The organism is Citrobacter freundii complex sp. CFNIH9 (genome assembly GCF_002903305.1).
Lineage (GTDB): Bacteria > Pseudomonadota > Gammaproteobacteria > Enterobacterales > Enterobacteriaceae > Citrobacter > Citrobacter portucalensis.
In genome coordinates, this window is sequence record NZ_CP026238.1 from 3066679 (window position 1) to 3092271 (window position 25593).

The 25593-nt window shown below is 52.3% G+C and carries 30 protein-coding genes, 1 tRNA gene and 1 pseudogene; 1 reads left to right on the forward strand and 31 read right to left on the reverse strand.

Translation table 11 applies throughout. The annotated features are described in order from the left end of the window. Positions 1-18: 18 nt before the first annotated feature. The 23 genes and pseudogenes from C2U43_RS29810 to C2U43_RS29405 all read right to left on the reverse strand — a co-directional run bounded on the left by C2U43_RS29810 (position 19) and on the right by C2U43_RS29405 (position 19811). Positions 19-1929 (reverse strand): phage tail protein, encoded by a 1911-nt coding sequence (locus C2U43_RS29810; RefSeq protein ID WP_233899542.1) that lies wholly within the window; start codon positions 1927-1929, stop codon positions 19-21. Next, positions 1922-2485: a phage tail protein I gene (locus C2U43_RS15785; RefSeq protein ID WP_044711171.1), complete on the reverse strand. Its 564-nt coding sequence runs from the start codon at positions 2483-2485 to the stop codon at positions 1922-1924. The genes C2U43_RS29810 and C2U43_RS15785 overlap by 8 nt, the downstream gene beginning before the upstream one ends. Then, positions 2475-3395: a baseplate assembly protein gene (locus C2U43_RS15790; protein WP_103285461.1), complete on the reverse strand. Its 921-nt coding sequence runs from the start codon at positions 3393-3395 to the stop codon at positions 2475-2477. Before C2U43_RS15790 ends, C2U43_RS15785 begins: the two co-directional genes overlap by 11 nt. Then, positions 3379-3732 (reverse strand): GPW/gp25 family protein, encoded by a 354-nt coding sequence (locus C2U43_RS15795; RefSeq protein ID WP_103285462.1) that lies wholly within the window; start codon positions 3730-3732, stop codon positions 3379-3381. The genes C2U43_RS15790 and C2U43_RS15795 overlap by 17 nt, the downstream gene beginning before the upstream one ends. 39 nt (positions 3733-3771) lie before the next feature. Beyond that, positions 3772-4890, reverse strand: coding sequence for a contractile injection system protein, VgrG/Pvc8 family (locus C2U43_RS15800; protein WP_103285463.1), 1119 nt, complete (start codon positions 4888-4890; stop codon positions 3772-3774). 1 nt (position 4891) lies between these two features. Next, positions 4892-5107, reverse strand: a complete 216-nt coding sequence (locus C2U43_RS15805) for a tail protein X (protein WP_103285464.1) — start codon at positions 5105-5107, stop codon at positions 4892-4894. Next, complete coding sequence (locus C2U43_RS15810; protein WP_442861434.1) at positions 5082-5543, reverse strand: phage tail protein; 462 nt, start codon at positions 5541-5543, stop codon at positions 5082-5084. Before C2U43_RS15810 ends, C2U43_RS15805 begins: the two co-directional genes overlap by 26 nt. A 5-nt stretch (positions 5544-5548) precedes the next feature. Then, positions 5549-7471 carry a hypothetical protein gene (locus C2U43_RS15815; protein WP_103285466.1) on the reverse strand — a complete coding sequence of 641 codons (1923 nt, stop codon included), beginning with the start codon at positions 7469-7471 and terminating at the stop codon, positions 5549-5551. Between the two features lie 102 nt (positions 7472-7573). Beyond that, on the reverse strand, positions 7574-7873 hold the full coding sequence (locus tag C2U43_RS15820) for a phage tail assembly protein (RefSeq protein ID WP_103285467.1): 300 nt from the start codon (positions 7871-7873) through the stop codon (positions 7574-7576). A gap of 58 nt (positions 7874-7931) precedes the next feature. Beyond that, positions 7932-8438 (reverse strand): phage major tail tube protein, encoded by a 507-nt coding sequence (locus C2U43_RS15825; RefSeq protein ID WP_016150414.1) that lies wholly within the window; start codon positions 8436-8438, stop codon positions 7932-7934. Then, positions 8435-9904, reverse strand: a complete 1470-nt coding sequence (locus tag C2U43_RS15830; RefSeq protein WP_103285468.1) for a phage tail sheath family protein — start codon at positions 9902-9904, stop codon at positions 8435-8437. The genes C2U43_RS15825 and C2U43_RS15830 overlap by 4 nt, the downstream gene beginning before the upstream one ends. A gap of 38 nt (positions 9905-9942) precedes the next feature. Beyond that, entirely contained in the window at positions 9943-10560 is a 618-nt protein-coding gene (locus C2U43_RS15835) for a phage baseplate assembly protein V (protein WP_103285469.1), read from the reverse strand. Next, entirely contained in the window at positions 10553-11107 is a 555-nt protein-coding gene (locus tag C2U43_RS15840; RefSeq protein WP_103285470.1) for a hypothetical protein, read from the reverse strand. The genes C2U43_RS15835 and C2U43_RS15840 overlap by 8 nt, the downstream gene beginning before the upstream one ends. 11 nt (positions 11108-11118) lie before the next feature. Then, positions 11119-11775: a hypothetical protein gene (locus tag C2U43_RS15845; RefSeq protein ID WP_053389956.1), complete on the reverse strand. Its 657-nt coding sequence runs from the start codon at positions 11773-11775 to the stop codon at positions 11119-11121. Position 11776: 1 nt separating this feature from the next. Then, positions 11777-12133, reverse strand: coding sequence for a head-tail joining protein (locus tag C2U43_RS15850; RefSeq protein ID WP_103285471.1), 357 nt, complete (start codon positions 12131-12133; stop codon positions 11777-11779). Then, the gene (locus C2U43_RS15855) at positions 12133-12468 is read right to left on the reverse strand and encodes a capsid cement protein (protein WP_103285472.1); all 336 of its coding nucleotides are present in this window, start codon (positions 12466-12468) and stop codon (positions 12133-12135) included. Before C2U43_RS15855 ends, C2U43_RS15850 begins: the two co-directional genes overlap by 1 nt. Positions 12469-12540: 72 nt before the next feature. Beyond that, positions 12541-14642, reverse strand: a pseudogene (locus tag C2U43_RS15860) (ClpP-like prohead protease/major capsid protein fusion protein). Beyond that, positions 14599-16110 (reverse strand): phage portal protein, encoded by a 1512-nt coding sequence (locus tag C2U43_RS15865; protein ID WP_103285473.1) that lies wholly within the window; start codon positions 16108-16110, stop codon positions 14599-14601. The pseudogene C2U43_RS15860 and the gene C2U43_RS15865 overlap by 44 nt, the downstream one beginning before the upstream one ends. Before the next feature lie 8 nt (positions 16111-16118). Then, on the reverse strand, positions 16119-16334 hold the full coding sequence (locus tag C2U43_RS15870) for a hypothetical protein (RefSeq protein WP_016150423.1): 216 nt from the start codon (positions 16332-16334) through the stop codon (positions 16119-16121). Next, entirely contained in the window at positions 16331-18448 is a 2118-nt protein-coding gene (locus C2U43_RS15875) for a phage terminase large subunit family protein (protein ID WP_103285474.1), read from the reverse strand. Before C2U43_RS15875 ends, C2U43_RS15870 begins: the two co-directional genes overlap by 4 nt. A gap of 3 nt (positions 18449-18451) precedes the next feature. Beyond that, on the reverse strand, positions 18452-18958 hold the full coding sequence (locus tag C2U43_RS15880) for a DUF1441 family protein (protein ID WP_103286001.1): 507 nt from the start codon (positions 18956-18958) through the stop codon (positions 18452-18454). Positions 18959-19306: 348 nt separating this feature from the next. Beyond that, complete coding sequence (locus C2U43_RS29815) at positions 19307-19474, reverse strand: YnfU family zinc-binding protein (RefSeq protein ID WP_219816768.1); 168 nt, start codon at positions 19472-19474, stop codon at positions 19307-19309. Positions 19475-19664: 190 nt separating this feature from the next. Next, entirely contained in the window at positions 19665-19811 is a 147-nt protein-coding gene (locus C2U43_RS29405; RefSeq protein ID WP_158654543.1) for a hypothetical protein, read from the reverse strand. Between the two features lie 244 nt (positions 19812-20055). On the opposite strand from C2U43_RS29405, the gene C2U43_RS15885 reads away from it, so the two are divergent. Next, positions 20056-20304 (forward strand): hypothetical protein, encoded by a 249-nt coding sequence (locus C2U43_RS15885; protein WP_080625351.1) that lies wholly within the window; start codon positions 20056-20058, stop codon positions 20302-20304. Between the two features lie 161 nt (positions 20305-20465). Here C2U43_RS15885 and C2U43_RS29600 read toward each other — a convergent pair whose 3' ends face one another. The 8 genes from C2U43_RS29600 to C2U43_RS15925 all read right to left on the reverse strand — a co-directional run bounded on the left by C2U43_RS29600 (position 20466) and on the right by C2U43_RS15925 (position 25591). Beyond that, a complete protein-coding gene (locus tag C2U43_RS29600) occupies positions 20466-20603 on the reverse strand; it encodes a hypothetical protein (protein WP_182315670.1) in 138 nt (45 codons plus the stop codon). A gap of 362 nt (positions 20604-20965) precedes the next feature. After that, positions 20966-21463 (reverse strand): hypothetical protein, encoded by a 498-nt coding sequence (locus tag C2U43_RS15890; protein ID WP_080626323.1) that lies wholly within the window; start codon positions 21461-21463, stop codon positions 20966-20968. Between the two features lie 23 nt (positions 21464-21486). Further along, positions 21487-22035: a lysozyme gene (locus tag C2U43_RS15895; RefSeq protein WP_103285475.1), complete on the reverse strand. Its 549-nt coding sequence runs from the start codon at positions 22033-22035 to the stop codon at positions 21487-21489. Next, a complete protein-coding gene (locus C2U43_RS15900; RefSeq protein WP_003832349.1) occupies positions 22007-22285 on the reverse strand; it encodes a phage holin in 279 nt (92 codons plus the stop codon). Before C2U43_RS15900 ends, C2U43_RS15895 begins: the two co-directional genes overlap by 29 nt. Positions 22286-23139: 854 nt before the next feature. Continuing rightward, positions 23140-23216 (reverse strand) — tRNA-Ile (locus C2U43_RS15910). Between the two features lie 365 nt (positions 23217-23581). Continuing rightward, a complete protein-coding gene (locus tag C2U43_RS15915; RefSeq protein WP_080626324.1) occupies positions 23582-24181 on the reverse strand; it encodes a hypothetical protein in 600 nt (199 codons plus the stop codon). 13 nt (positions 24182-24194) lie between these two features. Further along, positions 24195-25235, reverse strand: a complete 1041-nt coding sequence (locus tag C2U43_RS15920) for a DUF968 domain-containing protein (RefSeq protein ID WP_103285476.1) — start codon at positions 25233-25235, stop codon at positions 24195-24197. Next, positions 25232-25591: a RusA family crossover junction endodeoxyribonuclease gene (locus tag C2U43_RS15925; RefSeq protein ID WP_065554932.1), complete on the reverse strand. Its 360-nt coding sequence runs from the start codon at positions 25589-25591 to the stop codon at positions 25232-25234. Before C2U43_RS15925 ends, C2U43_RS15920 begins: the two co-directional genes overlap by 4 nt. Between the last annotated feature and the right edge of the window lie 2 nt (positions 25592-25593).

A 25593-nucleotide genomic window follows, 5' to 3' on the forward strand; every position in this document is an offset into this window, starting at 1 on the left:
ATCTACTATTCCGCGCAGCTATTTAGCACCATCCCAAAACTTACGCTCCTGCGGCGCACTGACGCGAATATTCTGGACAAAGTTCTGTAATACCCATTCCTGCGTTGCGTAATTACCTCGCGGCTGATAGCGAGCATCAAAATTTTCGTAGCTGCCCGGAATAATCCGACCACCGCTTACCCAGTCCCCGTTTTCATCCAGATAAGCTTGCCCATCAGTTCCATTTTCTGAACGGGATTTATTTATCATATAAATGCCGAACTGATGATTACCCAGCCCACCAAGGATAAAATGTCTGTCCGGGTGTTCCTGCCTGACAATTGCTGATGCGCCGTCTTTGTCCACAGGTGCAACGCTGGAAAAACAAGTCTGCTCGCGCATGTAAATCCAGCTCCCCGTTGAGCCAAATACCTGCACACCACCGGGAACAATCCTCATCACCTGACGACTATCGGAATAAGCATCAAGAACGCCGTCACCGTTCTGTTTAAATCCGGTATCACCGTCGCCCAAAACAATTGAGTTACCACCGAGGGCGCTCTCAATCCCAATACCCAACGCACCGTTAATCTGAGCACCACCGCTGGCGAGTAATTTGTGAGACATCGAAATCTCACCCGTTCTGAGGTTGATGCTGAGTGGTCGCAGTGGGCCGATATCGCCAGTTTCGCCCTGATTTTCCAGCGTGGGGATAAGATGCAGATATTCTTCCGTACGCCGGAAAATCAGGCCAAACTGTGCATTAAATATCCTCAGCGCATTGGCTCCTGGAATTTTCAACTCACCACTCATGGTGTCACCGGAACGCTTCAAATCCCTGCGCCATCCGGGTAAATATCCATCACCATGATTGATATAGGTAAACTGAGCGCTGAGTGCACCTTCACCTGTCGTGGCTGTAGTGACACGAATAGTCATAGCGCCACGGTCGCCCATTACCTCGACCACAGCCCCAGCCAACTGGATATTCCCGCACCCCGTATCAGTGATGGTTCGATTATCACCGTAAGACCATGAACCCTTGCACATCCAGTACGGATGATTAAATGCCCCCTGTGTTTCAAGCCAGACAATAAACTCCGCAGTCGTCCAGTTGCCGCCTCCACCAATGCTTATTCCACCACTGAAAGCCCTCGCAGCACCGATATTTCGCACGAACCTATCAGGTTGTGGCACATCCGCACCGTTCTGGTCTTTTTGCAGCGATCCAGCCGCGCGATTTATCGTTTCTACCAAACCAAGGTTTTGTAGAAATAATGCGACATTCGGAATGTCACCGCCGTTCCGGTCTTTAGCCAGCCGCGCATTCGCATTATCTATTGCGATTTTAACTGCGGCAGGGGTGGCAGCCTGCGTTTCACTGGTGCTGTTCACCGCACTGTTAAGTTGAACCAGCCCTCTTTGTTGTGTCGTGCCATCGAGGACACCAATGGATTCACGCGACGTTTTTTGTGCTTCCGCGCCCCGCGCTTTTATCTCTTTCAGGTTCTGGTCAATGCGCAGGAATAAGCCGTCACCTGTAGCAACATTCAGCGTGATATTTGAGGTATCTGATACCGCCAGGCGAAACTGCATGTTAACGCTGACACCACCAACCGGCTTATCGATCGATGGGCAGTTTGCCACCGCGTAAAGCTCTCCGGCGTCAGTCATTAAACCGACTTCGCGAACGGTGAATCCACCAACCCCGGTCGGCAGGACGATTTTCGCCATTAACTGCGTGGACTGCTCCGGTGACACCACCAGCTCAGCGATATCTCCCCGGTACGTTTCATTGATCAACAGGATTTGCGACGGATCGGGTTTAACCTGCTTGCCATTACTGTCCCCCACCACAAAGTGAGTCAGTACAATCAGGCGACCACTGGCCAGCGCCTCCGCTTCCAGTTCTTTACCCCGGTTAGTGATAATTGAGTAGTAATCAGCCATGAGATTCCCCGGCAAAAATGTCCACATCGATATGCGCTGTTGTCGCACCCGAAATATAAAAAGCCCCGTCCATACCCACATTCGCCATCACATCGATTCTGCTCAGATAGCTGCGCAGGTTCTTGGCCCGATCGGTGAGCTGGCGGATCTGATGATAGAGAGCGTCGCTGACCCCCTCACTGCTCTGTACTTCGATCCGGAAGGTGTAAGGTTCAGCGCGCGGCGTGTCTTCCCACCACTCAACCACGGTTGTGGGCAGGTTCACAGACCCGAGAGAACGGCGTACCGCCCCGGCCGTTCCCCTGTGCTGATGAACATAAGCGGCATCTTTTATCACCTGTCGCTTCTGCGCCTCTGTCCAGCCGTCATCCCAGAAATCAACGGCATGCTCCCAGGCCAGCCAGGGGAGAAGATGCGCCGGACAGGTGTCAGGATTTTTGGACTTGCGCACCATGTTGGTATCGAGGGTGGCGATTTGCTCAGCGCTGGCCTGCTCCTGCGCCCGCTCTTCATGAAATGCGCCTGGAGGAAGCAGAGATCGAAACTTAGCCGTCATTGCTGCTTACCTCCCTGCGGGTGACATTAATGGCGGTACACCACGGGGCTTTACCCGCTTCCGCTTCCAGATCTGTCACCGGAGAAATCAGCCTTACCCGTACCACACCGGATTGCTGCAGCGCGGCATAAATGGCGGACAGCGGGATGACAGTTTTAATCCGATGGGAAAGCATGGTGTATGACCGTAAAACATCGATGGCATTATTCAGCACCGTACTGGCGTCAGGTCCTTCCGGGATCTCCAGCTCCGCCGTAACTGCATAGTTTGCAATCGAGGCACTTTTTACCGTCACATAGTCCGTTAACGGGCGGATTTCATCCGCATTCAGTGTGCTGTTAACCTTATCAAGCAGGGTCTGTCCCGCTGTTCCATCCCCGGTACGGGACAGGACATAGACATCAACGTAGCCAGGCCGGTTATGGGTTTCCGGCCCATAGGCATCTGCATCCAGCACATCCGTATCGGCAGACTTCGCATGAAAGCGGTATGCGTTACGCGCGCCTGCTGTATTCAGCTGCGCCCATGAAAGCTGGATACGTTCGCGAAATGCCGCATCGTCTTCCAGTTCAGGCTCCACTGGCGGGATGGCAAGCGGATCGCCGGGCTTAATAACCTGACGTTTAACGTTGAATGCAGCACCTATCTGGTCAAGGTCTGCCTCTTTTGCACTCGCGAGAAATACCGCCCGCACGGCATCATTAACCCGCTGAAACGCAAGTGTCAGCTGGTAGGCATTCACCTCCCCCTGTTTAAACGTCGGATCGGATTCCACCAGCGCATCAAACTGCTTATCAAGTTCCCGCAGGCGCGCCAGCCACCGGGTGAAAATTTCAGTCGCATCCGGCACCACAATGGCATCCGGTACGTCCAGTTCGGACAGGTTGATCACGTCATAGCTGCTTGCCATAAATCGTTATGTCTCCCGTTCTGACAGGTAAATTGGTTTCCTTGTTGATCCCCTCGATATCCAGCACACAGCCGGACTCCCCTTCAGGAAAGGAAACAAGCACACGTGTTACCTTCAGCCGCGTCTCCCACCGTGCCAGTGCGGTCGCAGACGCAGCGATTATTTGTAGTCTGGTAAAATCATCCCGGGGGTTATCCACCAGCGAAAACAGATCACTGCCATAGTCCCGGACAAGAACCCGGCTCCCGATGGGCGTGGTCAGTATGTCGCTGACGGACTGGCGCAAATGGGCGACGCCGGACAGGCGTTTTCCGGTCCGGTTGTTTACACCGTTCATGATTAAATTCCGTTACTGAGTCGCCGGATGGCGGGAGGGTTAACCGAAGTAGGACGGGCCTTTTTTGTCCTGCTTTTCTGATTTTTTCGAAGCCGCTGCGGGTTTACGAATATCCACGACAAGGTTGTAGGTGTAGCTGAATCCTGCGGACGTCAGAGAAAAGACCAGAGACTCAACCACCCAGGCCCGATCCTCACGGGAGCCAAAACCGGAAGTCGTCACACTTGCTTCTGCAGTCAGCGGAACATGTTTAGGCCGACATGGCCCCGTGAGCGTCATTTTCTGCTCGTTACGCTTCGCCTGTGTTTTCCTGGAGTTTGCCTGTTGCTCGGCGGTGTTTTTCTCCGACTGGGTATAGGGATTGGTCATCGCCGGGCCATCATGTTCAACGGAGGAGGTCTTTGTCGTGCCATCCTCCTCGTCGTAATAACGCACACCGATTTTCTCTTTGGCCTTACCTCCGCTTCCCGTAGCTTTCCCCGTCGAACTCCCCCGCTCACCTTCACTGTAGGACCAGTTTGATACTTCATCCGGTGTGATGGTGATCCCGCCAGTCTGTTTTCCTGAAGCCGTTGCCGTGGCCCCTTGCTGTAAAAAAAGCCAGTAGCCTCCTGATGGTTTGCTCACTGCGTTGTAGTCACGCGCAAGCCTTGCGAGCAGGTTGGCATCGGATTCCGCCACCTGATCGATATGGCTGATATGAATATCTTTCAGCACGTCGGCCACGCAGGGAATAAGTCCGTTATCGGTGGCCACTGTTTTGACAATATCGGCAAGGCGAAGGTTATCCCAGCTCCGGGTTTTCTGGCTTGTCACATCTCCGGGTTGTTTCTGGGCGTTCATCGGCGCGGCGGTCGCATAAAGCTCAATACGCCTTGGCGGGCCGCTGCTCGAGACACCACTGACAACAAACCAGCCTTTATCGATCAGCTGGTCATTGAATCCCAGAGCAACCCGAAGCCGGGCACCTTTAGTGGGAAGCGCCAGCGTTTCAGAGATGAGGCTGATTTTCAGTTCATCGGCTTTTGCTGTTGCCCCACCATAATCCGTCAGGGTCAGTTCACTCAGGCATTGTTGCAGCACCCGGGTTATATCTTTCCCTTCGGCCTGAATGCTGAAGGCCGGCGCATATTCCGGCATCGCTGTCTGATCTGCCATATCAATCCCATAAACTGAATGGCGATTCCGCTACGGGCGTCACCAGATCCGGCAGTGTGATATACAGGCCGGAAGAATACATAGCCCCCTGATCCGCCAGCCCCTGATTGGCTTCAAGAACCTGAGTCACTGAATCTGAAAGATTTTCAGTACCGTAATGCACGGCACAGATTGCATCCAGTACATCTCCGTCACGGGTTTGATAGATCGTCGGCATAGTGTTTTAGCGTCATCGTCCAGTTTTTATTTCGGTGACCGCCACCCGGTAAAAACTTACTCGTCGTGTCTGAAAAGTCGGTCACCACCCACCAACCCAGCACATCGCCTTCTCCGCTGACAAGCTGCTGGGGTTTCGCCTGTTCGGCAAGATCAAATAAATCATTTACCCCTTCCACCCCTTTACGGAAAAAGGCGTGAGACTGCCCTTCCAGCCTGATGGTACGCCCGGGCTTTCCGGTGTACTGAAGAAGGTCCTGTTTGCCGATGCGTTCCTGTTCACTCCAGCGCCAGCTGGCCTCACGGGTGAGCTGATGATAAGCCGCTGTATCAATCGAAAAGGCGAAACTCCCCAGCATCATCATCACGCGGGCTTCCTGCCCACCCCGTAATGCGCCTGTACTGCGCTGACCGGAATCTTCAAATATCGGGATAATTTCACTCACCAGACAAGTCCCCCATCCAGAAGGCTGTTATCACCATTAAAGGCAGAATTGTTTTTCGTCACCGTGGTCACTTCATCGGCAATGGCTTTCTCATCCTGTCCCGGCGCGGCATTAATTTCGAAGTGGTACTCAAATTTGCGGTTATCGGTTATCTGCCGTGATGGCGGCTGCTTATCCAGTACATCCATTTTCTGAAGCAGACTTTCCCAGTAACCGCCCGTGCTCTCGTCTTTCAGAATCACCGGCTCAGCAGGTGAACTGTCTGTTGCAGTAACATTCCTGTCCTGCTGCCCGGCGGGAAGAAGGGGAGCATTCGGATACTTATCCTCTGCGCGGGCGTTTTCTCCTTCGCCCTGGCTGTACGTCAGCCCTGATGGTTCTCTTTTCCACTGACGGGCAAATGTTACCGGCTCATGCGCGTAATTATCCCAGGCTCCGGCACTGCCTTCCGGAGCCACTTTATCTGTTCGCGCTACACGTTCCTGGTTATGTTGTAACGCTGCATTCCAGTTTAAAAGCTTATCGCCGTCTTCCGGTGACAGGTATTTATCAAGCGATTTGTTAAAAGTCTCATCATCACTGTCACGAATGAATCGCCCCGTAGCGGAGTAAGATTTTTTAACCGCATCAGGCAGCCCAGGATTATCCTTTAGCTGTTTTTCAAACCATTCCCCCTGACCGCTCTGGTTTGCCCTGAACCGGGCCATATCGACGCCATTTGTGGCAAGTGTCTTCAACACGTCCCGCTGATCATTACGATCATCAGGTAACAACCACGAAAGCTTTTTAGCCAGTGCGTAAATAATTTTGCCGACAAAAACCACACCCTGTCCAAACGTCACGACACCAGGGTAGAGATCGTTACGCATGAAAGTCACAATGCGTTTAACACCACCGCCTTTAAACCATTCGGCAAGATCATCAGTCAGATTACGGATATCAGGCGCCAGTTCATTTCCCAGTTGCCCGGAAATTTCAGCAACCGCAGAAGAGAAAACAGTGCGGAGATTATTGATAGCCTGATTACCCGCAACCGCCCCATCAGCTCCCTCTTTGGTCACAAGGTTGTAGCGCCGCTGTTCGTCCATCAGGTCGCGGTAACTCCGGCCAGACTGCTTGATAAGCATCAGCAGTTTGCTCGCTTCCCCGCCAAAAAGAGAATCCAGTGCGAAGGAGGCTTTTGACTCGTCCTGAAGGCTGAGCGCCCGTTCAACAATTTTGTCGAACTGCGCCATATCGCTGAGCCCGGCAAAATCACCCGCTTTGAAACCGAGCGTTTCAAACGCATCCTGCAGTGAGCCCTGCTTACCGTTCTGTTTATACTCCCCGGATTTGTGCAGATACTCTTCAAAGAGATCGCCAATGTTTTCCGCATTCATGTCGTACTGCTTTGCCAGAGAATCCCAGGCATTAAACGTGGCCACGTCCACGCCGTAACTTTTTGCGACATTAGTGCGGGTTGCCGTTTCAGCATTGGTGGCGGCTGGTGCTATCAGTGTGCCAAGTGCTGAAGCCACTACACCGCCACCGCCAATAGCCAGCCCGGATCCAAACATCCCGCCCACCTGGCCGGCGATCCCCAGACCTCGCCGGAACAGACCTTTACCGGCACCCTTGAACGCCTGAATGCGCTGTGCTTTTTGCATCTGTACATTCAGTTTCTGCTGTTCCGCCTCCGTTTTGCGGATTTCCCTGAAAACATCGGTATAGCGGCGCTTTAAATCTCCCAGGCTTTCACCGGCCAGTTTGGCGCGTTTGATTTCTGCTGCCAGTCTGGTCTGGTCTTTTGTCAGTCGTTCAGACTGCTTTCCGACATCTTTCAGGCTTTTTTGCAGACCATCTGCAGATCGTTTCCATGAATTATCCAGGTTTCCGCCAAAGGTAATGACGGCCTTAAGGTTCTGGCTTATTCCGCCCATGGTTTATCGTCTCCAGTTCGTCGGTCAAAAAATCAGAGAAAGTGCTGAACGGCATATCGAGGTATTCCGTCATCGGAAAATGCAGTCGCCGCCCCAGAAATCTTATTGCCCGGAGGAGTCCGCCTTCGGTCGCTTCGCGGGCGGGAGCATAAAAACGCTAAAGGCATCCGTCAGCTGTGAGTAATCTGCCGCCGTCATCAGCCAGAGATCCTGTTCACTGAGATTGCACAGCAGCGCAATCATGCGGGCTTCTTTCTCTTCTTCGTTGCCACGGTCTTTGGCATGAGTGATGCGATCACGAACCAGCGGTTCACGCATGGTGACTTCATTGATCACAACCCCATTATCAAGTGATACGGGGGAATACAGTTTTATAACGCGGGTTTCACCAGGAAAGCTCATAATGTGCTCCATAAAAAAACGGCCCGCAGGCCGTTACAGTGGTGGGGTAACAGTAAAATCAGAGACGCACTTTGGCAGCCAGGCCAGAAAGCACATCCACGCCATTCACCCTGCGGGCAAAACGCTCTGTATCGATGGCGAACAGTTCGCGCCCGTCCAGTGACTGACGGTAGTAGCTGACAGCAATATCAACCGTCACGGCATTTTCGGAAAGCGTGTCCTTACTGCGCGCATCCGGCGTGACGGTCTGTACAAACCCCTCAATTTCCTCAACCGTACCGCGCGCAGTGCCGTTACCTAGATAGCCCTGATAAGCCGTAAAGCGTGAACGGCTGCCGCTGACAAAACCGAAGCTGGCCAGCATATCCGTATCTATCCCATAAAATTTAACCTGACAGGTCAGTGCTTCCATGCCGTCATCAACCGGGGTGGGCGCATCCTGTGCGCCGGTACGCAAATCCGTTTTAACAATAGCCAGAGACGGCGGCGTAAATTCATGCGCCCCCTGAATACGGATCCCCTGCCGGAAGAAGGTCCAGACGCGTAGTGTGTTTTTATCGCTCATGCTGCAAGCATCTCCTCAAGCGCATAGTTATTGTTCACCCGGACGCGCAGGCTGATAAGTTCAGTCGGCGATTTCGGACCAAAGTCATAGTTGATGTACAGGACACCCGACGCCATGGTTTCCGCGGTGTTCAGTTCTTCATCCAGCCAGGCCCGCCCACCGAATATGGCACCAAGACCGACCAGTTGCCGCATATAGGCATTGATGGTGCCGATAATGTCATCCGCATTTTCCCGGTCCAGTGGGCGGTCAACATACTCCAGCATGGTTTCCTGAATGCTGTCCTCAATAACATCAGCAGTACGGCGGACAGATTCAAAACGCCACTGAGGATTGGTTGCACACAGACGGTTCCCCCAGTGTTTAAAACCCGCCCGGCGGATAATGGTGGACACGTTCTGCATGTTGAGCAGGTTTGCATCGCAGTTCTCATCCCCGAGGATAAATTCATCGATCTGCTCAACACCGAGGATGTTGTTGATGTCCTGGTTCGACTTGCTCCACCACCAGCCTTTTTCAAAGTCGATGCGGGCGCGTAACCCGGCAGCAAACGCAGAGTAAGGCCGATAAACCAGCTGGCCATCTGCATCGCTTGCCTGGACCCGCGGGCGCAACAGTTCAGTTCGTGCGCCATAGGACTGGCGACGCTGTACCACTTCCTGCAGCGTCGCACCGGAGGCGCAGTCAACATATGCAACGGCGCGCAATTTCCCGGCCACGGTTTCCAGCCCCTTACCAACCGCATCGTCCTCACTGAATCCCGGCGCTATCACAATACGCGGCTGGTACGTGGTAACAGATTTCGCTGAAGACAGGGTGCCGATCCCCTTCAGTACCGCAGCGCGTCGTTTTGCCACATCGTTTTCATCTGCCACACGCACCACCACCGTCAGCGCATTACGCTGATCGTTAATGTCTGTCAGTGCCTGTTTCAGCGTACCTTTTTCACCCAGGCGGGATAACAGCGTGGTGCCGACGACCGCCACCGGCGTATTGAGTGGAAAGGGTTCATCTTCCCCCCCCGCCAATTGCAGGCTGAAGGGCTGGACAATTCCGTCACCGCGCCCGCTCGCACTGACTTTTGCGCCATCAACACCACCGACAGCCTCAGCAACGTCTCCGGGTTTAGCCGTGATAACACCGTGCTCATCACAACCCAGCGTGATGTTCAGTGTCAGCGATTCAGGATCCCAGCTTGCTGACGTCACAACCGCAGCAGGATTTTCGGCTGCCGGCTGTCCGGCCAGCGCAGCGACATTGATGACATTGCCTTCCCGTCCCTTAATGGTTGCAGTGAAGTCGATAACGTTATCGAGAATGGGTGTACCGGATGATCCCGATGCGGCGGTTCCCCCCGACGCATCAGGTGCCGTTCCCACCAGGCCGATAATGGCGGTCTGAATCGTGGTAACCGCCACCGTACCCGAGGTGAGTTCAATAGTTTCAACGCCATGTAACTGAGACATGTTTTTTCTCCAGGCATAAAAAAACCTGCCGCAGCAGGTCACATTTTCTGATTAGGTTTATCGGTGAGCCCGCCGCTGTCGCCGCGGTGATCGTGGTTGTTAAAGACTTCACGTATCTTGCTCATGCTGCCGGATTTATCCGTTATCTCCTTTGACGCCCCGATATTCCCTGTAACCGACGTGTCAGCATTAATCCAGGTTTTTCCCTGAACTGTCAGGGTATCCGTAATTTCAACCGGACCATCCAGCGTGCCTTTACCGACAATTTTGTAGGTTCCACCATCAGCCAGCGTAATCGTCAGGGCATGCGCGTTCCTGTCATAACGGATCTCGGCCCCGTCGCTGTAACGGGTAATGTGCTCGCTGTCACTTCCTTCCGGCACCGGCAGCTTTCCTGTGTTCCAACCGGGAAACACCCGTCCGTTGTTGAGCTCTCCGGCTTCGGACAGGACCGTAACCGCATCCCCCACGGCATAAGGATTTGAATCAGCACGGTTAGCTCCGGAAAACCCCTGGCACAACGGCAGCCAGGTCGTGATGATATCCCCCAAATCCACACGGCATTTTGGGATGCGATCGTGCCTGACGGAATGGATAACACCGCGCCGGACAAGGTTCGCCAGTCTGCGCTGCAGGTCGCCTTCTATATCACTCATCGGGCTGAGCCTCCCTGATAAGCTGATAGTCATCCACGTGATTACGGCCCGTATCAGGTGCAGCACCCAGCCAGGCCTGCTGCAGAGGCATGCCATTGTGTGCAAAGGGGTCAGTACCAAATGCAGCCGCCTGGGTGAATGAAATACGCCAGACCAGATAATCATCCATTCGCGGATCAAACTCATCACGTTCAGCCGTGGTGAATACCGCAGGCTCAATATGGCCCAGACCAAACTGCTGCCCGTCAATCCACTGGGTAATATCGGCCGCAGCGGTTCTGACAAAAATCTCAGGCTGACTCACACCCGATCCGGCGGCATCCACCACCACGAAGAGATCACAGGTTAAATTAACGCTCAGTTGCCCCTCATTACCTCCACCCTGTTCCCAGCTGTTAATCGAGAAATACACCGCGGGCGTGGTCAGGCCCGAAAAGCGGGGAACATTTCTTTCCGGATACGCACCGGCATCACGCACCCATCCGATTTTTTTTAATGCGTCAGTCACAGCATCGTGATACCGCCCCAGCAACAGTGGCTCGGCCATCGTTCGTTACCTCAGACAGAAATACGGGCTTTTACGCGCCCGCGAATGTCGGTTTCAAAGTGATGCATAAAAATCTCCATCGCTTCCGCAAATGCGTTGTCCTCGATGTAGTTCAGCATCGGTTCGTAGATATCTATTTCTGCTTCGCGTGTCCGGCGGGTCTGGGGATCGCGAATAACCACCGTCCGGCGATTATCCCGTTTTGAACGGGACACCTCCCCGTTTTCAAACGACCGTTCGCTCAGCAGATTACCTTTCGGGGAAAATCCAGCGTTTTCTGCCTGGCGGCGCGCTTTAATAAAACGCCCCGTGTTGCGGTCACGCCGGGTATGGTGCGGTCGCAGCCGCCCGTTGATTCGTCCTTTTAGGTCTTTCACCTTAATGGCATTCAGCCCGAACCAGAGCCGGAAATTATCCAGTTGTGATCCCCTGTCCAGACGAAAAGACAGCAGACGGCGCCGGACCAGATCCATACTGCGTGGGGCCAGCCCGTCTTTCAGATCCGCCATCGCTTTCTTTCGCAGCGTGGCGGCAGTACGTCTGAGCGCGCGCGAGTATGCTGCACGGAACTGTTTTTGCGTCGCACCGATACTGTCCGCAATTCGCCAGATAACATCCACATCAATATCGACGGGTAAATCCCGCCGCAGTCGAGACTCCCGCGCCATATCAGCTCCATTTATCGATCCGAGGCTGTGTTTTGCCGGGTTCCCCATATGCCAGCGTGACGCGGGTCCGCCCTTCTTCATCCGTGCCGATATGTGTCACCCGGTAAGGGATGGTATTGATAACCACACCGTCATGTTTTTCGAGACCGGAAATATCCGCAGTCATTGCACTGAACGCCGGGGAATGGTTCTGAATTTCCCCGCCGCCCGGTATACCCGACAGCGCATCCGGTGATTCAAAAATCACGGTCACCAGACGCGGGCCTTCACCCATTTGCAGGCATGCAGGGACTTCTTCGGCAAACGCCCGGTTAATCCGGGCATCTGCTTTAGCCAAACGCTCCCGGAACCGGCTCATCAGAACCCCAGGCGGACGGCAACATCAGCATCATCCGCCTCAGCGGCTCCCCAGGCGGAACCAACAACCGGGTTTGGCGTTGCATCATCGCCTTTTGCCACCGTCAGCTTGCCGCCAGCCAGATACAGTTTCTGGCCTGCCACAATTTCTTCTGCCGCTTTAGGCAGGACAAAAACACCGGCCATATGCAGTGTTCCCCACTCGCCAGCAGGAATATCGCTGTGTGCCACCCCGGCAATTCCGCCGACCGCCACCAGCGCACCGGATGAAACGGCATCAACACCCGCATTGTGATAATCCAGTGTGGTACCGTCCTGCTGATAGTTATTCGCCATGTTTTTTCTCCATAAAAGGAAAAGGCGACCAGCGCCGCCTTCAGGGATAAAAAAACCGCCAGGCGGCGGTCGTTATTTTTTGGTGACTTTAACCAGCCCGCGCCAGTCAAGCGGGGCCACACCCGCATCAATGCGCACCTTGAATGCGGCACCGTCCACAGTAAAGCCCTGCTGCTGTTCCAGATATGGCGTGTCGATACCGTCCAGATAGGCCACTTCAATGGTGTCGCGCCCCTGCGCAGCAGTCAGATAAAAATCCGTCGGGCTGCTGTCATCCAGGCGGGCCTCAGAAGCCACTGTCACAAAGTTCTGGATCGGGTTAACGATCCCGCTGTTCGCGTCTGCGCCCGGTACGCTGGCGGACTTAATCAGCTGGTTGGCCCGTGACTCAATTGCCACTGGCGTCAGCATGTAGGCCGGACGAATATTCAGACGACGATCGCCGGATTTTTGCAGCAGCATTGCCTTACGTGCAGTATCCAGCCCTTCAATACTCAGATCGGCTGCAACAAGGTTGCCATGATCGGCGTGGAACAACGGCTTACCGTCCGACATTTTCGGGTTGCTGGTCAGTACAGCCCAGACCAGATCGCCGACAGTGGCTCGCGCAGCAAGCCCCATTGCCTGCGGGATACGCGTCAGCATATCCAGGTCGTCGTTGATGATAGTCTGGCGGTCAATGCTGAAAAGCTCACCATAGGTGGCCAGTGCAATCGGCTCACCGCGATCTTTAATGGTGACATATTTATATTCCGCCCCGGCGCGAACCTTACGCAGCGATGCCAGTGATTCCAGGCCAACGCGGTGCGCGGTTTTGAAATCGGTCAGTGTGCCTTTACGGGTCCACTGTTCGAATGTTTCGCTGGCCTCATCCCAGCCAAGCAATGCCGCCTTATGCGCCACATCCATCAGGATATTGCCGAAATCGCTGCTGCTGTGGGTGAACGCCAGCCCAACCATCGCCTGTGCGGTACCGACACCAGAAATACCGATACCACGATCCACCAGCGAGGCGCGGGCCAGTTCGCGCAGGGTATACCCGTTGTAGGCGTTATCTTTTTCCGCCTGCGCATAGCCCGCACGGTTCATCACCGCCGCACGAATGGAATCACCAACAATATTCCCGTTACCCGCATGGATGTGAACAGCACCCGGACCGGCACTCGGGTCGTCCCTGCCGCCAGCGCATTGAGCAATTTGGTGCGGGCCTGTTCCGCTGAGCAGGAAATATCCGTGATGCATTCTGCTTTCAGCGAGCCGAAAGCAGGAAACGCATCAAACACAGCGGAAACTGCGCTTACTCGTTCAGTATTCGCCGCCTGCATCTGCTGCTGGAGCTGGGCGGCCAGCGCGGTAATGTCGATATTTCCTGCCAGCGGTTGCTGGGTGGGTTGATGTGCCGGTGGGTTATTTGCGGGCTGCGGTGCCGGGTTTTGTGCGGGTTGCGGCTGACTTGCAGGGGCTTCGGCGCGCGGCCCAAAAAGGTTGTTAATCTGTTCTGGCATATTCTGGTAATCCTTCAGTTTATTTTGATTCACACAGGCTGCTGCCTGCAGTTCTGGTTCAAGCGTGTCAGCGAAACCTTTTTCCACCGCCTCCGCGCCAGTAAGCCAGGTTTCAGCTTTCAGCATCGCCTCCAGTTCTTCCTGCCCCAGCCCGGTCTTGTTCATGTAGGCACTGAGCATCAGCGCTTCATTACGATCAAGCCAGGCAGCGTAATCACGCATATCATCGGAATCCCCGGCGATCCCGCCCCACGGCTTGTGTACCATCAGCCAGGCGTTTTCCGGCATATGCACCGTGGCACCAGGCAGGCAGACAATCATTGAAGCCATACTGGCAGCCACGCCGTCCACCCAGATATCCAGCTTCGCCTTCAGACGGGACAAGGTGTTAAAGATGGCAAATCCCTGCATCACATCGCCGCCCGGGCTGTGGATATGTAGATCGACGGCGCTGGCCTCAAACACCCCGGCCTCCTTACAGTCGGAGACGAACTGCTGAGCGGTAATCCCCCAGCCGCCGATCACGTCATAGAGAAATATTTCCACCCGTCCGGCAGCTAGGGCGCGTATCTCATACCAGCACTGACCGTTTGCGGCATCGATACCAGCCACACTGGCACGGGGATTAATCATCGTCCCGCGACGGTGCGGGCTTATCATTTGCTGCATCAGGGAGCACTCCTTTATCGTTGGCGGCGTCTGAGTCGAACACCAGCCCGTTTTCTCGGTTGAATTCGGTTTCACGCATACGCTGGCGCTTCACCTCCTGGGGGGATTGGCCACGGGCACGGATCCATTCCGCTTCAGTTCCCGCACCACCGCGCACAATTCCCCGCCAGGCCATTGCCTCTTTTACAGGGTCAATCCACGGCATAACCGGGCCAAGATAGGTCGCATTAAAGAGGGTTGATCGATCCACATCCGGTGGGATATCTGTCGTTAACAGCGCCATCGCCAGCCAGGCGCGGTATACCGGGCGACTGTGCTGGCCAACAAACCATTGCTGCAGTACGTTGTAACCTTCATAGCTTTCCACCAGTTCCTGGCGCTGAGCGCTGTATGTGCCATTGTAGTCACGGGCAATACTGGAATAGCTTCCCCGGCTTCCGGCGGCAACAGCACGTAATTGCCCGTTGCGAAACTCATGAAGATGGACATTCGGACGATTTGATTCCACCATGCCAAGATCTTCGCCTGGTGCCAGATCGTCAAAAATCATCCCGGGTGCGATATCAAAATAGCGGTATTTATTTTCTGACGGCTTCCAGTCGTCTTCCTGAGGGAAAGTAGCGGCATCACCTCTCTTGATATAAAAGCCCAGCGCAGCAGCGATTCTTGCGGCGACGCGCTCACTCTCTTCGTAATCCTTAATGTCGCCAAGGCGGCGGATCACGCCGTGTAACAGACTCACCCCGCGTAACTGATGAAGACGTTTTCGCTGCGCGAGATGCAGCATATTCTCAGCAGCAACAGTTTTCAGTTCTGTGCTAAAACGCGTCATGTTGGCCGGATGGAATTTATATACCCGGTAGCCTGTCGGACGTCCCCAGTTATTCACAATAATGCCCTGACGAATCTGCTGCCCCGAGGTGCTGTTCAGGTTCATCGGCACAAAGTCAGCCTCAAGCAACTCCAGAGAAAACGGCACACTGGTCGAGTGAGTCAAACCAGCAACCGGCCCTCTCACAAGCTGGGTAAAAATTTCACCATCACGCAATGCGGAACGCAGCGCCAGCCGTTCCGCTTCCGGGCGGGTAAACATCCCGGTCACTTCCGGGCGAACTGACCATTCGGACCAGAGCGCGGAAATCTTTGCCGCAAATTCTTCATGCAGTTTTCCGTCCAGCCCCAGTGGCTGCGGTTCAACCTGAATCCCCTGGGCGCCAATCACCCGCTCCTCGAGCTTATCCAGCAGACCAATTACAATGTCATGGTCTTCATCCAGCGCCCGCGCCTGCTCGCGCAGTGATACACCTGCAACACCAACAGCAGTGTCAGCCGCGCGGCTCTCGCGCTTCGTTTTATTAAGCCGGGAAGGCTGTGCCGCATCGTATGCCTGCAACAGCATTTTGTTTCTGGCGCGCGCGACTGCCCACCCTGGTGCAATTGCACCAAGTGCTCTGTCGAAAATACCCATGGAAGACCTTAATTAAATCTGGCGAGTTTGAAAGATCCACCGCGACGGTTCACGGCAACCCAGCGTTTTTCCCAGTATTCCAGCTCTCTGCGAAGCGCCACGGGATCATGGTTAGTTATGGCGCGACCATTTACGCCCGTAAAAGACACACTTTTCCCGTCCAGGGAATCACGGTATGCCTGGCGTACAGTTACCAGCATCTGCTGAATTTCTGATTTCGTCACAGCCAGCCTCCGTTATCACTGACACCCAGCCAGCCACCAGAAAGCTGGCTGGACGGTTCAGTTACTGAAACAGAAGACGAACGTACAGGTACCGCTTTTTTCACAGTAATCTCCCTGGGGCGCTCCCCGTCAATGATGTTTGAATTACACTCCTGAGCAGCTGCCCATGCCGGAGGCTGTTCCCAGTCCCGGATTTTTTCATAACCTCGCAGGACAGCGACGGCGTGGGCATAACAGAAAAGGTCAAAGGCTTCGTTATTGCCTTTTCCGGGCTTGCGCCATTTTCCGTCCGTACCGCGTTCTTCGTAGGTCAGTTCTTCGTAGAACCACTCCCCCAGCCAGTCAGGAAAATGGATATACCCGGCACCGGGTGTTTCACGCTCAAGGTTGTTACTGAGCTGATCTTTTAGCAGGTCTGTCTGCAACAGATATACCGGAACCTCACCACGCGCATCCGCCCGGCGGTCGCTTCGGCCTGTGTTGTCAGGGTGCGTTTTGGTAATGATTTTCTGGCGTCGGGTGCTGTCACCTTTTATCAGGTAAACCCGTTTACCCAGCCCGTCACGACGACACTGGCGCCAGAATTTATAGGCGTTATCCGTTACCCCATCTTCCCCGCCGCTGTCGACAGCCATTGCAAGAATGGGCATCCGTCGCGAAGGGCCTGACTGCAACGCATAGGTTTTTTCGAGGACATCCGTGATGAGCAGTTGCCAGTCTTCCGGATAGGATCCGGGATGCACCTGCTGTGCCTCACCATTTTCATCACAACGCAGGGACTGGCGGATGTTATAGCGGTCCACCAGCCAGCGTTCGCCGTTTTCACCGTACCCGATGATCTGGACGACAAAACGGCGCTTCTTCCCACCCTGCACATCCACCGACGCCAGAAGAAAACGGACTTTCGGCGGCACAAGCCGTTTGCCATAGTCTTCTGCCCGCAGCATCAACACGTCAGCACGTCGCTGCTCACTGGCTGCACGGGGAAGATAAGGAAGCCCCCAGTCCGTATTAATTACCGTCTTGAGCGTTTCTTCGCTGCCGGTGGCCTCATAGTCCTGCTCCGCCGTCAGTAATTTGTAAACCAGTTGCGCCCATGTCTGGTATGCCGCCGCTGGTCCCTCCATCCAGAACGAGGCAATGCGCGAGCGTCGGGCTTCTCCGGTGATGTTGCCCTCACGGTCGATAGTCTGTCCCTCTCGCAACCAGACACCCTTTCCGTTCAGTTCCCGCTTCCTGTCGGCGGTAATCATGCCGCTACAATGCGGACATTCAATGTGCGCCGCTTCACTGGCTTTTACCGGGTCAGACGTTTCCCGGTAGCCTGTCATCGCCTCCATGGCCGGTTGGAAATATTCCCCACAATTTGGACATGGCCAGTACCAGCGACGACGATCGCCGCGGTTATATAAAGATAGGATCCCGGTCGTGGGAGGGGCTTCGTGAGGTGACTTTCTCCGCCACTTCGTATTGGTTATTTCCCTGCCCGGTGAACTCTCGACCAGCGTCATCCCCGCCGACATAAAGGTGGTGGTACGTTTTGAAGCAAGCGAAAATCCGTCCCCTTCCCCGTCGATATCTTCCGGGAAGCGATCGTAATCCGTCAGAGCCACACACTTAAAATCTGAGGACGACATGATGTTGATAGACGGCCAGCCTATCTTCAGGTAGTTCCCGGCAAGGAAAGTCCGGTCATGCACGTTGTTGTCATTGCGTGAAGGACTCAGCCGGCATGCCACCTCCGGGCTGACACGAAATGTTCGGGCCAGACGTTTTTTTGAGTGTTCGCGCGCTTTTTCTTCCGTCATCTGAATGATGAGCATGTCAGACGGATCACAGACAACGTTGTACACCACCCAGCCATCAATCAGACCAATGGTTTTACCCGTTCGGGCAGGGCCAACAAAAATGACAGCATCATATTCGCGTGATGCCAGGCAGTTCATCGGCTCCACAACATAAGGGGCAAGATTAGGATCCCACTCAACGGAGTTACCCACACCGACCGGAACACGCATATATTTATGTACGGCTTCGGCTACAGGCATTCGACGTGGTGCTCTGATGATCCCGGCAGTGTTTTTTCTTAGCTCCGCCGCCGTGGCCTGTCGCATGGCTTACTCCTCTTCTGGCGAACTGTCCTCCTGTTCCGGCGTATCTGCCTGCTCAACCTTCAGGGCTATCTGATCCCGCAGGTCATCGATGACTTTTTGAACCCGAACGACAGCTGTAGGCGTCATCGCGCAATCACGTTCAAGAATATCCGGCAGCGTTTCCAGCACCTGAACGACGGCTTTTGCCATCGATGAAAATTCTCGGGTAACTGTCGATGCCGGGATTAACTCACCTGTTTCCTGCTGGAATTTAAGCCTCTCGCGTTCAGACTGAAACCACGCCTTACGATCCGGCGGTAACATCTTATCGATATCCACCAGCTCGGATGCCGTGGTTCGGCCCAGCAGTTCCCGGAGAATATCGACAACAGAATAAAGCTTGAGACGAGAATTACTGCCTGGAGCGGGCTCAACATTATTCAGCCTGCTTGCGATCGTCTGACGATGAAGATCGGTCACCGCTGCCAGTTGATTGATGTTGAGGCGAAGGTTCTTCAGTTCGTTATCCATGATGATGAACAATATTTAACCATTTCGACATCGTGAATAATCTCACGACTTAAATATCAACAAGTTAAGGGAATGATGATGATGCCGATAAAATGCAAAAAACCAGCCGTTTTCCGCGTGTCCTCGCCCCCTCGGTGTTCAGAATCGCCAAGAGGACCCGCACAAATAATAATGATTATCAATTGCAGTCAGCATCATCCACAGGTTAACTGTTCAAGCGTTTGAAAAGAATTCAACTCGAAAAGCATCCCAGCACACAGCTGATGAAAGATATCTCTTTGATGTACGCGCGCAATGTGCACAAAAAAGCCCCGCAATTGCGAGGCCTGGGTTTATTTCTCTCTCGAACTACTTGTTGTGAATGACAAATAACGATTTACATTTAGGACAAAGCAACGCCTGTTGCTGTCGTACTTTCGTGGTCGACTGTGTGGAATTATGCCCACATATCGGACACATAACAGTCATGCTGGCTACAAGGCCAACGCGACGCATTGCGTTATCAAAATATGACATGATGGTTAACCTTTAAATGAGTGTGGTTTACCATATCATAACCAGTTCATTTATTAACCAACTATTCTCGTATATTTGACATTATAACTATTTATCATAGTCATGCCTGCCTACAGCATTACCCTGAATTAGCCCGAAGATTAGCAATGAAGATTTTTCCCTTTTTCACCGTAATTGTAACAGCACTTCATTAGGCGCTGGAATAATCATCGGGATTCTTCACAACCCAGTCACCTTTCCTGTCCTTTACAACCTCAATAAATTCATCAGCATGAGAATATGAACCACCTTCATCTTCCCACTCATTTAACGAATGTAACCATTCATCCTGTGTCACGATTTTTCCTGTTACAGTACTACGCAAAAAAATAGTCATAACTATTTAGCCGGTAATTTAAGGAATCGATTCACTTTGATTATAGGTTAGATATCACATAGCATATCTCCTATAGCTCCTGAAAACATATCAAATAAAATTATTAGAACATTTTAATATAAATCAAATCATTATCAGCGTTTCCCATGTGCATTTATTCTAACTGCTATACTTTATAGATCGCTAATTATTGGAGATTTAGTTTATGTTTGGTATAAAAAAAGATAAAAACCATATTATTCATGGTGAGCTGGAGGAAAGTTATGGTGAGGCTCTGGAGTCACCTGACCATAAATTTAATGATACAGCAAGAAAATACGCATCCAGAGCAGGGGATGCAGTGCGAACAAGTACAGATAACATCAAGAGTCAGATAGAATCCAATCCAATGACGTGCGTCGCCGTAGCTGCGACAACCGCGTTTATAATTGGTTTTTTGATTGGGCGGCGTTAAATAATAAATGGCTCACACCGAGCCATTTAAACCGTAGAACGCTTAAGTAGCAAAAATAAACAACATTGCTTATTATTTTAAATTTCATTTATACGAAGTTCTAATCGAATTCTCAATACATAAAAAACCGCCTAGATTACGACGGTTTATTATGATGCGTATCATTTAGGAGAATCCCTTTCAATTTCTGGATCATCTGGCTCTGAGGGTTCTCCGTCATCTGGATAAATAGGTTTATCTTCTCCAGGGAAGGGTAAATCTTCAGGCATCGGATCAATTATATCAGGACGGTCTGTCATAAAACCACCTTTAAATTACTAAGAAAACAACAAAATATTATGTTTACTTTTGTGTTTTTTTAGTTTTATTCTTTTCCTCATCATCATTTTTTCTATCCTTGTTCTTAGATTGATCAGGAGATATGTTCATTGAGTAAAAATTCATGGAAAACTCCAATTTATTCTCCAGCAAGTCGCTGTGGTTATAGTATAGTCAAAAAAAACCATAAAAATTAACGAGGCGGTTATTATTTCGCGCAAGCACACCCATGTCATTAATTAATGAGAAATTAAAAAACTATACTTACAATTAATTTACATAATCCTATAGGGCGAGATTATTTTTATGTTTTCTAATTACCCACATCGCTTCCAACCTTCCTCTACCTTTTTATCTCTTCAATTTCTCTAATCCCTGCAAGTTGGTTGTTTGCCTTCTCTATTGCTGCAAGAAGAGGTTTAATCCAGAGTACGGCCTGGCAGTACGTCAGCGCGCTGGAGGCAACGGGACTATCACTGGCTGCGTCAGCGTCCCCGGAATCGGAGTACATTGCGCTGGCACGTAAACGGTTCGCGTAGTTGAGCAGCCCACCAGCGACATCAGCAGGAACAGGCATATCACAGGTTTTTTCACGTCGGAGAATCTCCCGGTATTCGATCACTGTTTTCTCGGTGCTGGCATCTATCAGTGAGTTAAGGCGATTGGCGTTCTCGGCTACCTGATTAAACCGGTTGAAGTTGAAAGCCTGCGTGGTTATTACCGTCGCCTGTAGTGCGTTGTCGCTGCGCAGTACCCGATTGTCACTTTCGGATGTGGCCAAAGCGGCATCGCTGCGGGACAGCAGCACGCAGAGCACCGCGATGAAGATGATAGCTGCCATCCCAACAACAACGAGGCTTCTGTTCACTGGTCTATCCCCCAGCACGTCAACGCGCTTTCCTGGTCGCGCCGTTCTACCTGACCATAGCAGCCATTTTTCTGGCCTTTGGTCAGGCGACAATCGCGCCCGCCGTCTTTAATCCACCAGCGGATCGCTTCACAGGCACCTCTACGGTCGCCAGCATTAATTCGCTTATAGAACGTAGACGGGAAACATTTTCCGGGGCCGATGTTGTATGGGCAGAAAGATGCAATCCCGGCTTTCTGTGGTTCGGTCAGTGGTACCTTGATATTTCGCGCTACCCACGCCAGCGCCTTGTCGCGTTCTATGGTGTTCACCTGGGCGCATTTCTCAGCAGACAGTTTCATGCCCTGGACTACTGGCTTTCCATCAACCATCGTGGCGCCACGGCATATGGTCCAGAGTCCACCACCGTCGCGATATGCCGTAAGGCTATTACCCTCTTTCTCATCCAGAAACTGATCGAGAATCACAGGTGCGGAAGCTCCGCCAAGAATCAAACCAACGACCGCTGCGCTCAGTTTATTCTTCAGCTTTGGTGACATTTCCATTAAGCCGGTCCTCCCTTTCCTTTTTCCTGTAATACCAGTTCACTGCGCAGGTGATAACAGTGCATGCGATACCGACAATAATTGCCCAGTCGCTCAGGCTTAACCCTGCAATTCTGTCGGCCAACATCCAGGACACCTCTTTTGCTGTTTTTGCTGTTTCGGCATATGCCTTCGCTGATACACCGCAGCCGGTCAGCGTGGTTCCTGTTCCATATGAAAGTCTGCTGTAAATGGTGCTCATTCTGGTCATAGCCTCACCTCCGATTTTTCGGATGGCGCTGTGTGTGAAAGGATCAGGCTTCACGGACTGGATTTATCAACAAAGCACGTAGCGGATGATTCCCGTGAGCCTGAAATTGATGAGTCTGTCTGAAAAATCAGATACTTTATTAAAATAACTCGATAAGTGTGGTTAAATTAGAGTACGTTCTTAAAATTCAATTAGTACAAATGATCACCAAACCCTGCCCTTTTTGTGGAAAACTTATCGCCCCAGAATCTCTGATATGTTCACACTGCCTCGTAGCTAACCCTTTTGTGAAAGCGGCTCGAAGAGAGCGATTTAGGAATGTGCTTGTATTCATCACGGTTGCTTTTCTTCTGGTCGCATTAATGGTCTTACTTTATTTGTAAAGGTTATAATACGGAATAAACTGGAACGCCCAGCCGGAATCACAGCATAGTGCGTGAAGCATCAGGGACTGTGATTGGACAACTCTCGCTGAGATGAGATTCGCCACGATTCAATACCCCTCCCGGGCATGAACTGGGGATTTGCGAAGATCTGCACAGAAAGGCGGCATGACCTGGGTGCAACAAACTATTCATGGGAGTATTTATTGAAAAAACAATATAGCCTTCATGACTGGAGCACTGGGCTTAAAGCCCTGGCATCAACCTTCATGTTTATCATGTTTTTGGTTTACGCTGTCTAATGTTGATAACAGAATCAATACCCACCAAGCGCTGTCACCCATAAAAGATTAACACTATACCCGCCGGGTGGAAGGCTGGGGTATTTGGTTTGATCTGGTCCGCCACCGGGGCCCCGAACCTCGTACTACAACATTATGTTGTCGCTCTTCCCGATGAGCTAGTGGCGGTTGGTGGCCCTTGCTGGACTTGAACCAGCGACCGGGCGATTATGAGCCGCACGCTCTAACCAACTGAGCTAAAGGGCCGGGAGCAGGATAATACATAGTTCGCACAGTCCATTCAAATAATGTGAGCACTTTCAGAATATTCAAGTCACTGAAATGAAAAGGCTCCGCTTAGTTGCGAGGCATTGTCTTCTTGTGGATGATTGAGGAACGACGATATGACAGGGGTACTGGTGCTATGCACCTCGCGAATACCCCTGTCGTATCGCCGGAAAGCAAAAACCCCGCGCTGGCGGGGTTCTCGTTATATTCAAATTGTTCGCTTTTCGTCGCTGCCATCGTGGCGCAGCTCTGCCAAGCATGAATGAATTATCTGATTTTCTGGCCCGTTTTCAACTCCACCATAAAAAAAATAGCACTAATAGCTAAAAAATGGTTCATTAAGTCTATTCAGATAGTTGTTTGCGTGCTTCCAAAAAGACCTTTGCTCTGAATATTTCTAGGCACCAGCGCACGCGCTTTCTCGCCTCCCCATCAGTTAACCATGGCGCAATCGCCTGCAGCTCCCGGGTTATGTCTGAGATCTTTTTTCGTGTGGTGTAATACTGAAGACCTACCACATACACCGGATCGTTTATATCCAGCGCCTGCAGCACGCATTGCTCAACAAAATCGACATCATCATTATGCAGGGCTTCGTCAATCACACTGGCGGGTGACTGCGGCCATAGAATGCTGTGCGCCCTGTTCATTGCCTGCTGCCCACGGAATCCCTCTTCTCTCGCCTGATTTAACGCAACGGTGAATCGCTCGAGTGCCTTATCTGACCAGTTCCGTCCCTTAAGCACATTCCAGCATGCATGGCTCCGCGGCATACGGGGTGCAGTTTTTCCTCCCACACCTTCTCCCCATGTGGTGAGCAGGGATTTAATCCATCCAGACTGGATCCCCGTAAGGAGAATACATTTACCCAGCCAGCTTTTACGAGGCGCTGTTGCTGCTTGACCCAGTGCTTCGAAATGATTGCGGCGTTGACGTGGTGTCATCCGATTCTTCTCCTTACGCCAGAACACCAAGCCCATAAGCCCGGTCCAGCACTCTGATTATCATTACCGGCTGAGGAACATATTTTTGCTCAAACTTCACCGGGTCGTTATGTAGTTCTGTATGGCACTGACGACACAGGGGGATCGCGAAAATATCATGCGCCTTCGTTGCCATACCTCCCTGCCCCCAGCCAATTAAATGGTGTGGGTCATCTGATGGTTTGCCGCAGCATTCGCAGGGCTGTGTTTTAATCCATTCCAGATATCGGGGAGCCGTCCAACGGATATGCTTTGGACGTTTCATATAGGTTTGCGGGGACTCAGGATCGACCAGAACACCAACTACGGGCTTAACCGCAGGCACCTGCGCTGGTGGCATGTTCACGGTTACTGTGCTGGCTTTGGCTGTAATGATGCTGGTGGCGGTTAGACCCGGTTCGATGTCGCATTCATGCATGACTGACTTATGATCTTCCGAAGGAATACGAAGCGCCCGCCTGGCTACTGAATCGGGAATTGCGTCGGTAACACCCATACGTACCGCCCACCAGCATAGCTCCGCCAGCGACAGTTCTCTGGAAGGATCCTGATTCAGCGCCACCATAATGCTGTTGATAATCCAGCTAATAACATTACATCTCGCCAGCTCTGCAAGTTGTTCGCTGTAGTGGTCGCGCAAATGGTTATCACAATGTCCACACAGAAGAACCGATCCGGGTTCATGGCGCAGGATGGTTAACTCGTGATAATGGTAATCGCTGTGTGGCCACTGACAGCATTGGCCGCCATAACGCATAAGCCAGTAATCAAGGCCACTCAAACCACCAGCAGCCTTAATAACTTTTTCATCCAGGAAGAACAGTCTCAGGGACTCGTCACACGCAAGCGGCTGGCGAACGTCAGGAACACGGCCAGCAGGCAACCGTTCCATCCCTGCCGGCTGGCTTTCCACCAGCACACGCTCAGAACTGAATAATGACATCAGCTCACTGCCCGGCTTGAGCAGCACAATTCCAAGCTCACACGCAACCACGGGTTTAAGCAACGCCCTCATTCTGCTATCTCCCCGATAATTATTTGTCCCTTCTCTCCCCATAATTTTGTTACGCGTGAATCCCAGATGTGAGCGTCATCTTCGTAAATAGCATCCATCAGGGCTTTCATCATGTTGTCGAAATCAGGTTTAGCCTGGTGTGGTTTACCGTTGAACTCAGCCCGTTTCTTTTTGCTCCAGCTCGCTGGCATCGGAAGAATGAAGGTGACATGCGACCCGCTTTCCGCCAGCTCAACACGCTGCAAACGAACTTCATCACAGAAAGCCCGGTAACGCAGAACCTCGGGGCGCTTTTTCCATTTGTCAGCGCGCGTCATTCTGGGCTTGCCCATTGGGGTGATATCGTAGACTTTCACAT